The following is a 12,374-nucleotide window of genomic DNA, read 5'->3' as shown; positions in this document are numbered from 1 at the left end:
GCCAACCGGCACGACGCAGGATGAAGCAACCAGACAGGTCTGGTCGACGTCAACCGATCGCGCGAAGGCAGGTCGTCGGTGCAGCACGGGTTTGCAACGGTACTCATTTGGCACAGCGAGATTCCTTTCCTGGTGAGGCGCGAGACTCGTGATCGGGCGCCTGCACTGTTTATGAACGTTTTGGCATTCGTGGACTGCACGTTGGTGCGTGTAAGCCCCCCTTGAATGCTGCGAGCACCATTGGTTTATGGCACGACCGTTCCACTAGAAAGAACTGTGCCAATTTGTGTCTTTTTGTATCTTGAGGGGTACATTTTCATGTAATCGAAGCTAAAGACCCCAGCCGCGCGGTATTCGGCCTTCGCGGCATTGACTTGAAGCGATGGGGGATAGGATGAGAGCCAGCGATGGCTGGCTCTGGTGAAGGGCGCTACTTTTTCAGAGCGCTCTGGACTGCTGCGATGCTCAGAGCTGTTCCAGCGCTTGTAGCCGGATCTGAAACCCGTTGGGTGCCAGGATTTTTTGCCAGCCGATGTACCTGAATTGGGCGTCGGGGTTGATCCAGTCACCGCTGTTCACGCCGCGAGTCCCTTTGATCGCGAATTTTTTCACTGACCCACATGGGCCGTTGAACCTCGCGGCCGTCGTATAAATGACGTACGGCTCCACGTACTGGGTGGCCCGGAGATACTTTCCGCATTGCTGGTCAACGTTGATCAGTGTTGACTTCAGCTCGGCATCACCGACCATGTCGTCATACATTTTCAGAAACGTGATATTGCCTACGTCCTTGAACCCCAACGATCTCGCCTGTTTGTATTCAGGCAAGTTCTGGTGAGCGATCAAGTCGGCTTTCTTTTGCTTCTTGTCTTCAATGGCTTGAGCCGCCGCCAGGGTGGCTTTGGCCTGCTTCCATAACTTATCCGCTTTAGCGTACGTGGCATTGCAGCGCGCAAGCTCCTCTGCGCTCACCCCCATCTCGCTGGGGGTGTAGTCTTCAGCGCTGAGTGAGTAGGAAGTAATAGTGAGCGAGTTGATAACTTCTTTTGGGCCCAGTGGGCCTTTTTGAGCCTCCAGAAAATCCACTTGCTCTTGCGTTTTTTTACAGTGCTCCATGTAAAGGGTGTAGGGAGAGTAAGCGTCATTTTTGTCGGAGTCGGTATACATCTTGGCAAAACCAAGGGGGCTGATAGCGGTCGTCAAAAGCGCCAGGAAAATACACCTGATTGAAGGAGCAACGGGCATGACTTATTCCTTTAGAGTTAAAACCTAGTCCGTAAGCATCACCGGGCGGCCGCCAGGTGATGCCAATATAGCGACATCGCTCCGTTGTTGCCTTTTCTGATTGCGAAAGTACGGGTTACCAGAACGCAGCAGGCGCGCTGAGCGCCTTGCTGAACACCTCGATGGCGCGTTCGACATCGGCCTGCGTGGTGTAGCGGCCCAGGCTGACGCGGACGCTGGAGAGCGCTTTCGCGGAATCCAGCCCGAGCGCCAGCAGCACATGTGAAGGCGCATTGCTCGCCGAGTTGCACGCGGACGTCGAGGACAACGCCAGGCTGTGTGACACCTGCGAACTGCTGAAACCGCTGCGGGTGATGCACAGATTCAGGGTGTGCGGTATGCGCTGCTCAGGACAACCGTTGAGGTGCACGTCCGGCAGGGCCAGCAGGCCTTCGCGCAAATGACTGCTCAGTTCCTCGATGCGCTGGTTTTCGGCGTCGGCCTTGCTGATCGCCAGCGCAAAGGCCGTGCCCATGCCGACGATCTGATGCGTTGCCAGCGTTCCCGAACGAAAGCCGCCTTCGTGTCCGCCGCCATGGATCTGCGCTTGCAACAGTGAATGAGCACGCGGGCCCACATACAGTGCGCCGATGCCCTTGGGGCCGTATGCCTTGTGCGCCGAGAACGACATCAGATCGACAGCCAGACTGGCCAGATCAACCTTCACCTTGCCGACCGCCTGCGCAGCGTCCACATGAAACAACGCCCCATGTTCACGCACCAGCTCACCAATGCGAGCGATATCGGTCAGCGTGCCCAGTTCGTTGTTCACTAGCATCAACGACACCAGCAAGGTGTCTTCACGCAAAGCTTCCTGAACGGCCTGCGGCTGGATCAGCCCTTGCGCGTCCGGCTTCAACCAGGTGACAGGAAAGCCCTGACCCTCCAGTGTGCTGACGGTGTCGAGGACCGCCTTGTGTTCCAGCACGCTAGTAATAATGTGTCGACGTTGCGCGTTGGCATCATGGGCAATGCCCTTGATCGCCAGGTTGTTGGACTCGGTCGCGCCGGAGGTCCAGACGATCGTATCGACAGGTGCGCCTACTGCATCAGCCACCTGACGTCGCGCCTGCTCGACAGCCTGACGCGCGACCTGCCCATAACCATGCCCGCTGGATGCCGGATTACCGAAATGACCTTCACGGCCCATGCAGGCAACCATGGCTTCGATGACCTGTTCATCGACAGGCGTGGTAGCGGCGTAATCCAGGTAGAGCGTAGAAGTGGTCATGGGCAATTCGCTTTGTCATCGAGTCAGAATCAGGGGCTGGCCTTGCAAGGCCGATTGCCTGAAAGGTTACTGATGCACGAGGCGAATTTTTTTGATTTTTGCGCGGGTATCAAAATTTAATTCGGAAAATTATTCGCTTTTTCTTGGTTTTATACGATTAAAAATTCTAGGATGCTGTGTCAGGCAGTTAATCTGAGCCAGAACGATCAGTGTAGGGCGACTAAATCAGGAAATAGCTAATGGACAAGTTCGACCGGGCAATCCTCGACATTCTGCAAACCGACTGCACCCGCTCGGTCGCCGACATCGCCGAACGCATCGGGCTGGGCAGCACCGCCTGCTGGCGACGAATCCAGAAACTGGAAGAAGCCGGCATCATCGATCGTCGCGTCGCGTTGCTTAATCCTCAGCGCCTGAACGTATCGGTCAGCGTCTTCGCCGCCATCCGCACCAATCAACACAACGCCGCCTGGCTTGAAGAGTTCCATGCCGCAGTCGGCGACCTGCCCGAAGTGGTCGAGTGCTATCGGATGGCCGGCGATACCGACTATATGCTACGCATCGTCGTGGCTGACATTGCCGGGTACGACGCTGTGTACAAACAACTGATCAGCATCCCCGGCATCAGCGACGTAAGCTCCAGCTTCGCCATGGAACAGATCAAATTCACCACCGGCCTGCCGCTGCAATACGCCTCGTTTGGCGGATGAGCAGCGCCACGCTCATCAATTGAATCGAACCCTCAGCTCCACGCCACGTCCACATTCTTTGGCAAACCAAAAGGTGGCTGACATGACGACCGATCCCATACTCACCAATCACGTACCGAAAGAAGACCCTTCCAGCCCGGAACTCGGCCAATACGATCGCGAAGCCGACCCGGTCCTGGCCATGAATTCGAACAAACCTGGTGTCAGTTCGAAAACGGGCGATGAAGTGAAGAAACGTACTGAAAAGGATGAGGCTTATGACGAGGGTGAATCGGAAGCGGATCCCGACGACACGGGCAGCGTAGCCGATGAGGGCGGTGGTGTTTCGCCTGGCTGAGAGAGTTCACACCTGGCGCTGAGGCGGTGTAACAGCTCAAATGTGTTCATGCAGGGAACGTTGAGCTGCTCACACAGGTTGGGAAGGGCGAACCCGATTTTCAAGGGCGAGAAGCAATCTCGTCCAGGTGGTTCAGCAAATCCAGCGGATCTTCATACACCCTCAAGGCACCCGCCCGCTCAAGCTCGCCGATGTCATAGCCGCCCGAGAGCAGACCGACGCTGGTTGCCTTGCAGCGACGCGCCGCCAGCATGTCCCAGATCGCATCGCCGATCACCAGGCACTCATCAATCGGAGCGCCTATTTTCTGCGCTGCCGCGAGGAACAGATCAGGGTCCGGTTTGCCGTAGCTCACGTCATCGCGCGTAACAATGTTGATCTTGTTGATATCCAGTTTCAGCGCTTTCAGATTGATCGTCGCCGTATCAATCCCGCCGCTGGTGGCGATGCACCACTTGAGGTTTTCCTTGTCGAGCGTTTCAAGCAGCTCGACCGCGCCGGGCAGCGCAATGATCTGCCCCTGTAGCCGCTCGTATGCTTGAGCATGCTTCTCACTGAGCCGCTCGGCTTGCGCTTCGGTGATGCTCAAGCCGGTTTCACGCGACAACGACTTCAACATCAGCCCGCCGCTCATGCCGATCTTGCGGTGAATACGCCACATCGCGAGCGGGATACCTTCTGCATCCAGTGCTTCTTTCCAGGCGGCAACGTTTTGGTAAACGCTGTCGGTCAGCGTGCCGTCCAGGTCGAAAATGAACGAGGTTTGAGGTCTCATAGGGTTACTCTTTTTGAATTCGGGTTGCCCCTCTGGCAAGGTCCATAGGCTTCAAATACGGCGTTGCCAGATGGACAGGAAAGGGTTGAGTTTTGAGGTCACGAACTTTCGAGTACTTGATGGGGTGGGGGTTCGATCTTTTGGGCGTTCAGGGCAAGTGGTGGGCAGGCAATTTTGATGATTATCCAGGGAATTCCTTCGCTGACGCTCCGCGTTACAAGTCTGCGCCACGACCGCAGAAGCAAACGCGGACGCAGAGCGTCCAGAACGGCATGCCGACGCAGAGCGTCGCACGATAGTTGAGATTATCGTTCCCTGCGCTCCAGCGCGGGAATGCAGTTCTCGACGCTCTGCGTCGCAGTCGCAAAAGAATGCGCCACTTGATCATGGACTCGTCAAAGCGCTGCAGCCAAATGCTCCTCCACAAGCGCCCGAACCCGCTGCGCGTCATCAGGGGTAACCGGGTTATACACAATCATCGACAGATCCGGCCGGCCATCTACGGCAAAGCCCGAATACTCCAGCTCGATGAGCCCGTGAACCGGGTGCCGCAAACGCTTGGTTCCTTCGCCTTGCAGACGCACATCGTTGTCACGCCACAGCGCAGCAAAATCAGCGCTCAGAATGCACAGCTCGTCGGCAAGTTCGCTGAGTTCCGAGGAAGCTCCGGCACGTGTAGCGTCTGCCCTGAATGCGGCGACGATAAAGCGCGCCACAGCCTGCCAGTCATCCTGTTTTGCACGTGTGCCGGGGTTGCAAAACATCAGGCGCAGAATGTTGCGCTGTTCCACCGGTAGCAGGCTGTAGTCGGTGAATACCGCTGCCGCAGCGTCGTTCCAGGCCAGAACATCCCACGTAGCGGTTTTGATGAACGCAGGACTGAACGCGAGGGTATCCAGAATGCGTTGCAAGCGCGGCGACACACCTTCGGGCGCAGAGTAGACAACCTCGGGAAGATGACCGAAGGCGAGCATGAACAGGTGTTCCCGCTCGGGTTCGGTCATCAACAGACTTTGCGCGATCCTGTCCAGGACTTGGGCGGACGGTGCGCCACCACGCCCTTGTTCCAGCCACGTGTACCAGGTAGCGCTGATGTTGGCACGCTGCGCTACTTCCTCTCGACGCAAACCCGGAGTGCGTCGACGCGTGTTGGAAAGCCCCAGGCTTGCAGGGTCGAGACGTGCCCGGCAATCCTTCAAATACGTTCCCAGCGAGTTTGCCATGATGATCCTGTTGGTTCTTATACCCTGATAACGTCACGTCTTTTAACGGATAAACGTTACGCGCACTCTGCTGGCTTCAGCAAAGAGAGATTTAACCATGCGCGTATTTCTTACCGGATCAACAGGCTTTATTGGCGCTCAAGTAGCCCGAGAACTTATTCACGCAGGCCACCAGGTACTGGGGCTGACACGCTCGGAAGCCGGTGCTCGTGCGCTAATGGCGATAGGCGCAGAACCCCATCGCGGCAACATCGAAGAACTGCCCAGCCTCCAAAGTGGTGCCGAGCAATGCGACGCAGTGATTCATACCGCGTTCGATCACGACTTCGCCAACTTCGTCGCCAACTGCCAGAAGGATTCACGTGCCATTGCAGCCCTGGGCTCAGTACTGGAGGGTTCCGAGCGCCCGCTGATTATCACCTCCAGCACCGCGATGGGCTCATCAGCACCGGGCCGCGCCGCTGACGAAGATCACTTCGACCCCAACCACCCCAATCCCCGAGTTGCCTCCGAACTGGCCGGGCAGGCGCTGTTGCAACGCGGAGTCAACGTGGTCGTCATGCGGCTGTCGCAGATTCACAACCCGGTCAGGCAAGGTCTGGTGACCGAAGTCATCAATCAAGCGCGGGAAAAAGGCGTCTCGGCCTATATCGATGAAGGCCTCAATCAGTGGTCCGCTGCTCACCTGGAAGATACCGCGCGCCTGTATCGCCTTGCACTGGAGAAACACCAGCCGGGGGCTCGCTACCATGCGACGGCCGAGTCGGGTATTGCGTTTCGCGTGATTGCCGAGGCTATTGGAGAAGGACTGGGTGTGCCTGTGGTTTCGGTGTCCGCGCATGAGGCTGCTGCGAGTTTTGGCTGGTTGTCGGGGTTTGTGGGTAAGGATATGAGCAGCTTGAGTAACAAGACCCGCGAGCGCCTGGGGTGGCAGCCAGGCGGTTCGGGCGTCATTGCAGACTTGCGGCGCTATTTCAACGGTTAGCGTTTGTGCCATGCCTGCTGATTCATAATCGGGCCGGCAATCAGAGGCGACCAAGGGCGCCCGTGCGCATACAGTGGGACTCACTGTTTCTACCAAGCCCGATGCTATTCCACGCAAGGCTTAAAGTTTCAGCGCTGGGTCGATAGCCTGTTAAGTATGTCAACCGTCCTTTGAAAAACAGGAATCTCGTATGCGCCTCAGAAACCTCAATGTAGCTCCACGAGCCGCCCTGTTTTTCGCGTTGATAATCGCTTTGGTTTTTGTGCTCGGCGCATTCGCAGTCGTGCAAATGGGCAAGCTGCGGGACTCCGAAAAAGACGTCGAACTCAACTGGATGGCCAGCATCCGTCAAACGGCGCTGATGAACAATGCGACCCTTCGCCTGAGACTCGAAACACAGCGCGGCCTTGCTGACCCCCAATCCATTCAAAAGAATATTGAAAGCTTCGCTGGCTACCGCAAGGCGTTCACCGATGCGGTGACGAATTATGAGCCCCTCATAGCGAGCGATGAAGAGCGTTCGTTTTACACACCGGTAAAAACCAGTGCCGATGCCTATTCCAGACAATTGGATCTTCTCGAACCGTTGATGAGGCAGGGTGACATGGCCGCAGCGGTCAATCTGGTCAGTACCAATATCCGCCCCCTGACGAATAACATGGAGCAGCAGATCAAGGATTTGGCCTCCTACAACGATAGAGGCGCAGCGCGGGCCGGGCAAACCGCGACCGATCTCTATGACAATGGCCTTTGGCTTGTTGTCGGCCTTATAGCGGGTGTGGTCATCTTGACAGTTGGATTGGCATTATTGCTGACGAAAAGTATTACCTCTCCGATTAACGATGCCCTGTCTGTCGCAGAGCGGATTGCGGCCAGTGACCTCTCCAGGGAGGTATTGGTCAGCGGGACTGATGAAGCCGGGCGACTGTTGAAAGCACTCGCGCAGATGCAGACAAACCTGCGCACTACCATCCTGCAGATATCCGATTCGTCCACCCAACTGGCCTCTGCGTCAGAAGAGATGACAGCGGTCACTGAGGAGTCGAGCCGGGGTCTTGTCGCCCAAAATGACGAGGTCAATCAAGCAGCCACAGCGGTCACAGAAATGAGCGCGGCGGTTGATGAGGTCGCTCGTAACGCGGAGTCAGCTTCCGAAGAGTCAAAGCGTACCCAAGGCTATACCGAGGTAGGTTTGGCGCGAGTAGCTCAGACATTGAAGTCCATTCAAAAGCTGAACGGTAATGTTGAAAACACGAGCGAACAGATTCAAGGGTTGTCAGATCGTGCCCAGAGCATCACTAAAGTTGTCGAGGTGATTCGGGCGATTGCAGAACAAACCAATCTGTTGGCCTTGAACGCCGCTATCGAGGCTGCACGTGCTGGCGAGCAAGGACGTGGATTTGCGGTGGTTGCTGACGAGGTAAGGGCTTTGGCTCATCGCACTCAGGTGTCGACCCAGGAAATCGAGCAGATGATTGCTGCCATTCAGAACGACTCTGACCTGGCCGTAAAGGCGATGAACACGAGCCGAGACCTGGCGAACGAATCGCTTGGCGTCGCCCAGGAGGCCAGTACCTCGCTGGATCAAATAGCGTCGGCCATTATTCAGATTAACGAACGTAACCTCATGATCGCGACGGCTTCTGAAGAACAGTCACATGTTGCTCGTGAGGTTGACCGCAATCTGGTCAGTATTCGCGAGCTGGCAACACAGAGTGCTGCGGGTGCCAGCCAGACGGCAAGTGCGTGCGGCGAAATGTCCAAACTGGCGGTTAACCTGAATCAACTGGTTAACCGATTCGTGGTGTGACGACGGCTTTTTATGGGACGGATGATGACATTCGCATTGTCCGTTTACTGAACAAGCCGCTTACCTGGAAAGTGACGTCAAGACACCTCGGCCGGGCGCACTGCAACTGGCCCCGTAATGAGCAGCGTCTGTCCAAAAGCAGTAGCGTCTACCTCGCAGACAGGTAGGGGTTCTCTGCTCTGGAAAGCAGACGCATGCCTAAGCAAGTGACGCAAAGATGAGCACCCACCCACTGCCTATGGATGTAGAAGAACACTTTCAGCTTTTGATCAGGCGCGCTCGTTTTACACCAGGTCGGCAGCCAGCTTCGAGGCTTCGGCCAGCGCTGCGGTAAAATGGGCGTCTGCCGTCGCAGAGTCCGCGAGCGTTGCTTCTGACAGCACCGCGTCAACGGCGGTAATACCTACCATCCGTGCCCAGGTTCTGAGGTACGCGACCTGATGATCGTACGCTTCAACAGGGAAGTCTTCCCCAAGCGCTACCCCGCGTGTGGCAAACACCACCACCTTCTTGCCTTTAAGCAGACCCCGCATGCCTTGGGCATCGAACTCGAACAGCACGCCGCGTTGGGACACTGCGTCAATCAAATGCTTAAGGCGATACGGAATACCGAAGTTCCACATCGGCACGCTGAAAAGGATGACGTCGGCTCGGTGGAAGCGCTCGCCCAATGCATGGATCTGCTTCCACACAGCCTGTTGCTCCGCGCTCATTTGCAAGCCTTGGAGGTCCGCGTACTTGGCATTCAAGGCCGGGCCATCGAAGGGCAACAGATCGGTCGTCCAGACGTCCAGGACATCTACGCTGGCGTCGGGATGAAGCGAGTTCAAGGTCTCAAGATAGCGCGAGGCCAGTTTCAGGGACGCTGAGCGCTCCCCGCGTGGAGAACTGGCAATGTGAAGAATATGCATTGATTTTATTCCTGGTGGGCAGCCGCAGAATTGATTCAATTTAGTCCATCAGGCGGATGCTGATGTTCCCGGTAGTCATGCTTCGGGCTCACGTTCCTGTCGCTGACACAAGCGGGGAACCACTGGGAGTCATGGAAGCAGATTGTTGATGAATACTCCCCTGAGGATATGAAGGAAGCCAGCGCCTTCTGCAAATCTGCAATGCCCGGTGCCATCAAGGAAGTCTATGCCAACCAATACTGGGTCCCGTTTGCGCATGATTACGGCGGTAACTACCTGGGAGTAGATTTAGACCCCGAACAGCGTGGGACCTCGGGGCAAGTGATCAACTTTGGCCGAGACGAAGATGAGAGGTTCGTGCTGGCTCTCTCGATGGAAGCGTTTGTCGAGTGGCTGGTCTGTCAACTGGAGAGCGGCAATGCGCTGATTCGGGACGAAGATGATGGGGGGCGAAGCCTGAATATCAGAGAGCCTGAAAGCTATAACTTCCTGGATTCACTGCCTGTGCTGTTCGCTTCGCAGCGCGACCTACCGGGTGATCCTGCGTAGGCGCTGCCGCAAGATGCTGTGCGGTCTGAAAGCAAACTAAGAGTTGCGAGGAAGGCGGTGAGTTGACAAGGAGTTTGGTGACTCCAGGTCGAACGCCTCCGTGCAAAAGGGCCCGTTTGGGCCCTCTTTAGCCGAGGCGGCGTTACTTTTTCAGCCAACCCTCAACAACGTCAGAACCGTGTTCTGCTTTCCACTCCTTCAAAACCTTGTGATTGCCGCCTTTGGTTTCGATCACTTCACCGGTGTGGGGGTTTTTGTACACCTTGAGTTCGCGAGGTTTGCGTTTGCCCGCAGGTTTTTCAGAAGTCTGGCGGCTCGCCGGGCCCTGTGGTTCCAGCAGATTGATAATGTTTTTCAGGCTGAAGCCATAGTGCTCAAGCAGCTTGCGCAGCTTCGTTTCGAACTCGATTTCTTTCTTCAGGCCTTGATCACCTTTCATGGCCTCAAGTGCCTGGAGTTGCTCGGCGAGGTGCTTTTCCAGCTGACGGTATTCTGCGAGTTTAGACATTGTGTTTCCTTATAAATAGGTGCGCGTATTTATTGAGATAGGGGCACCTTATACAAGTTCAGCCTATTTTCCGAAGGGCCGGTTGGCTTCCGATGTGCGCCATTGCCGCTTTAATTGCTTTGATCGTCAGCGCTTGTAGCTGACTGATGTGAATCAAGGGGGCATTACCGCTTCGCCAACAACCGCGCCAACACAGCTGTCACCACGACAGCCAGCAAAACAGCAGTCGTGATAGACAGAAGCGCGCCCCATTGCAATATGGAATACCTGAGGGTCAGGTAAAAACTCACCACCCCGACAGCGCCAATCGCATTGCCGCGGATTATCGCCGCCAGTTCATAGCGCCCGCCTTGAACGTGGACGAACACGGCCAGCGGCCAGGCGATCACCGGGATCGGCGCCAGCAGCCCACTGACCACAGGCCCGAGCCAGGTAGCACTTGCGGTAATCGCCAGCAGCAGAAGCGTGGCCGTCAACATGCGCATCGGAATGACCCAGCGCGGCAGCGCAACGTATGACGTTACATCCGGCGGAGTCTGCTTCGAGGTAGCAATGATGATCAACGTAACCATCAGCAGCGTGAAAATGATCGACAGCGCCAGTGATCCCGACAGGTTCATCAAAAAGGCCGTTGCGCCATACACCGCCAACGCCAGGACGCATCCCGTCAGCGCTGAAACGCGTCGAGTGACCAGGAAATAAAACAGATAAGTCGCCTGAATCGCCGCCAGCCCGGCCAATGCCCCGGGCACCGCCATCGACGCGAATACCGTGCCCTGCTCAAGGCTGAGAAACAGCATGACCAGCGCCGAAGTCATCGGCAGCCCGGAAAGAAGCCCCGCCACACCAGTACCCCAGCGCCTGGCGGCCAATGAAATGGCCAGCATGAGCGCGGGGGTGATGAGTAACTTGAGGTAGAAGGCAGTCATGCAGAAAACTTCACATCGGGAGGTCGGCTGGATGCTAAACCTTTTAGCGGTTGGTAACGATGTGTGTCTGCTCTTACACCATCGCCCGACAGTGCATCCACCAAGTACGCGTCTGAGATGAAGTCTTGAATCATCGCAAAGGTATTCTGACTCGGATTTAAACAGGCGCTTTTCAAGCGACGTGCAGGTCAGTAGCTCGCCGCGACAGTGCGCGGCGGCAGAGTTTTACGGGACTTGGGAAGCCGGCGTGGGCCATCAGTGAGATGAGTTTCCAGCCTTTGCGAGCAGTTCTCTTGCCATCTCCATGGCCTCATCACGCGTAGCAGCTAGAAGCAAAGGGTAGCCCCAGAACTTGGCAAAAACGACCGCTAACGCCTTGAAGCCAAGACGTTTAACCGAGTTGGGTTCGATCATGATCATTGCCAAAATCCACTTTCGCAATTCAACCTTGTGCTTTTTCATCCATAGCGCGGTACGTCTCTTTTCTTCCGGCGAGTGCTCATGGTCTTCAGCAGGCACAGTATCGGTCAAGAGCACGAAGAGTTCCTCGCGCTGCAAATTGGCCTCGAATTCTGCGAAGTCCTTCTGGTGGTCGTGTCCGGATTCTTGCGTAAAGTTAATCCAGACAAAAGGGAAGTCAGAACTATTAATCAACATGGTCGGCTCCCGTGCTTTTGATGTCACGCCAGGTGGCCGTAATAGCGAACACGCCGGGCAGGGTGATGAAGAACACTGCCGAAAAGGCAATATGCCAACCGTCGCGCAACCCGTCGGAGATTCCCCCGAGGGTATTCAGCACGACAAGCAGGCTGCCTAGGACCAGGGCAACCCACTGGGCCTTATGGGTTCCGATCAGTGCGACGAGCACCGTGACGATCCAACAACCATAGAACGCGGAAGAGATCCACAGCATGTAGGGCTCGAACGTAATTGCAGGCGTTACTCCATGCGCTCTCACAAAGTCGTTCACGTAGGAGAATACCTGGAGGGCTACAAAAAGTACGGCACCCGCGGCGGCGGTCAGCCACAACAAGGCGACTCTGTTTGGGTTGTTCATGGCCAGCACTTCGGTGGGGTGCAAGGTAGTCTGAAAAGACATAGGAGCGTTCTCGATAATCAATG

The 12,374-nt window shown here is 56.1% G+C and carries 14 protein-coding genes and 1 pseudogene; 5 read left to right on the top strand and 10 right to left on the bottom strand.

The features are described 5' to 3' along the window. Window positions 1-465: 465 nt before the first annotated feature. Window positions 466-1,245, bottom strand: coding sequence for a hypothetical protein (locus tag N018_RS24240; RefSeq protein ID WP_024645053.1), 780 nt, complete (start codon window positions 1,243-1,245; stop codon window positions 466-468). Window positions 1,246-1,360: 115 nt separating this feature from the next. Further along, window positions 1,361-2,515: a cysteine desulfurase family protein gene (locus N018_RS24235; protein WP_024645054.1), complete on the bottom strand. Its 1,155-nt coding sequence runs from the start codon at window positions 2,513-2,515 to the stop codon at window positions 1,361-1,363. Window positions 2,516-2,754: 239 nt separating this feature from the next. Between N018_RS24235 and N018_RS24230 the strand changes: the two genes are divergently transcribed. Both N018_RS24230 and N018_RS24225 read left to right on the top strand, forming a co-directional pair. Beyond that, entirely contained in the window at window positions 2,755-3,225 is a 471-nt protein-coding gene (locus N018_RS24230; protein ID WP_024645055.1) for an Lrp/AsnC family transcriptional regulator, read from the top strand. 82 nt (window positions 3,226-3,307) lie between these two features. Then, the gene (locus N018_RS24225) at window positions 3,308-3,562 is read left to right on the top strand and encodes a hypothetical protein (protein WP_024645056.1); all 255 of its coding nucleotides are present in this window, start codon (window positions 3,308-3,310) and stop codon (window positions 3,560-3,562) included. Here the strand turns inward: N018_RS24225 and N018_RS28745 are convergent. The 3 genes and pseudogenes from N018_RS28745 to N018_RS24215 all read right to left on the bottom strand — a co-directional run. Continuing rightward, window positions 3,481-3,654: pseudogene (locus tag N018_RS28745) on the bottom strand (DUF4411 family protein); the annotation flags it as partial. The gene N018_RS24225 and the pseudogene N018_RS28745 overlap by 82 nt on opposite strands. Window positions 3,655-3,662: 8 nt before the next feature. Continuing rightward, window positions 3,663-4,337: an HAD family hydrolase gene (locus N018_RS24220; RefSeq protein WP_024645057.1), complete on the bottom strand. Its 675-nt coding sequence runs from the start codon at window positions 4,335-4,337 to the stop codon at window positions 3,663-3,665. Window positions 4,338-4,732: 395 nt separating this feature from the next. Then, window positions 4,733-5,560: a helix-turn-helix transcriptional regulator gene (locus tag N018_RS24215; protein ID WP_024645058.1), complete on the bottom strand. Its 828-nt coding sequence runs from the start codon at window positions 5,558-5,560 to the stop codon at window positions 4,733-4,735. A gap of 97 nt (window positions 5,561-5,657) precedes the next feature. Here N018_RS24215 and N018_RS24210 point away from each other — a divergent pair, with 97 nt between their 5' ends. Further along, on the top strand, window positions 5,658-6,545 hold the full coding sequence (locus tag N018_RS24210; RefSeq protein ID WP_025390947.1) for an SDR family oxidoreductase: 888 nt from the start codon (window positions 5,658-5,660) through the stop codon (window positions 6,543-6,545). A 190-nt stretch (window positions 6,546-6,735) separates the two neighbouring features. Beyond that, complete coding sequence (locus N018_RS24205) at window positions 6,736-8,355, top strand: methyl-accepting chemotaxis protein (RefSeq protein WP_025390946.1); 1,620 nt, start codon at window positions 6,736-6,738, stop codon at window positions 8,353-8,355. Between the two features lie 284 nt (window positions 8,356-8,639). On the opposite strand, the gene N018_RS24200 is transcribed toward N018_RS24205, so the two are convergent. Beyond that, the gene (locus N018_RS24200) at window positions 8,640-9,266 is read right to left on the bottom strand and encodes an FMN-dependent NADH-azoreductase (protein WP_025390945.1); all 627 of its coding nucleotides are present in this window, start codon (window positions 9,264-9,266) and stop codon (window positions 8,640-8,642) included. 96 nt (window positions 9,267-9,362) lie between these two features. On the opposite strand from N018_RS24200, the gene N018_RS24195 reads away from it, so the two are divergent. Continuing rightward, entirely contained in the window at window positions 9,363-9,815 is a 453-nt protein-coding gene (locus N018_RS24195) for an SMI1/KNR4 family protein (protein WP_080274898.1), read from the top strand. 142 nt (window positions 9,816-9,957) lie between these two features. Here N018_RS24195 and N018_RS24190 read toward each other — a convergent pair whose 3' ends face one another. The 4 genes from N018_RS24190 to N018_RS24175 form a co-directional block, all read right to left on the bottom strand. Continuing rightward, complete coding sequence (locus tag N018_RS24190; RefSeq protein WP_025390943.1) at window positions 9,958-10,323, bottom strand: histone-like nucleoid-structuring protein, MvaT/MvaU family; 366 nt, start codon at window positions 10,321-10,323, stop codon at window positions 9,958-9,960. A gap of 164 nt (window positions 10,324-10,487) precedes the next feature. Continuing rightward, the gene (locus N018_RS24185; protein WP_025390942.1) at window positions 10,488-11,252 is read right to left on the bottom strand and encodes a hypothetical protein; all 765 of its coding nucleotides are present in this window, start codon (window positions 11,250-11,252) and stop codon (window positions 10,488-10,490) included. Window positions 11,253-11,507: 255 nt separating this feature from the next. Next, a complete protein-coding gene (locus N018_RS24180; protein ID WP_024645063.1) occupies window positions 11,508-11,909 on the bottom strand; it encodes a hypothetical protein in 402 nt (133 codons plus the stop codon). Then, a complete protein-coding gene (locus N018_RS24175) occupies window positions 11,899-12,351 on the bottom strand; it encodes a hypothetical protein (protein ID WP_050585960.1) in 453 nt (150 codons plus the stop codon). Before N018_RS24175 ends, N018_RS24180 begins: the two co-directional genes overlap by 11 nt. Window positions 12,352-12,374 lie beyond the last annotated feature (23 nt).

The organism is Pseudomonas syringae CC1557, from assembly GCF_000452705.1.
Lineage (GTDB): Bacteria > Pseudomonadota > Gammaproteobacteria > Pseudomonadales > Pseudomonadaceae > Aquipseudomonas > Aquipseudomonas syringae_F.
This window is presented reverse-complemented; position numbering and strand designations above follow the sequence as displayed.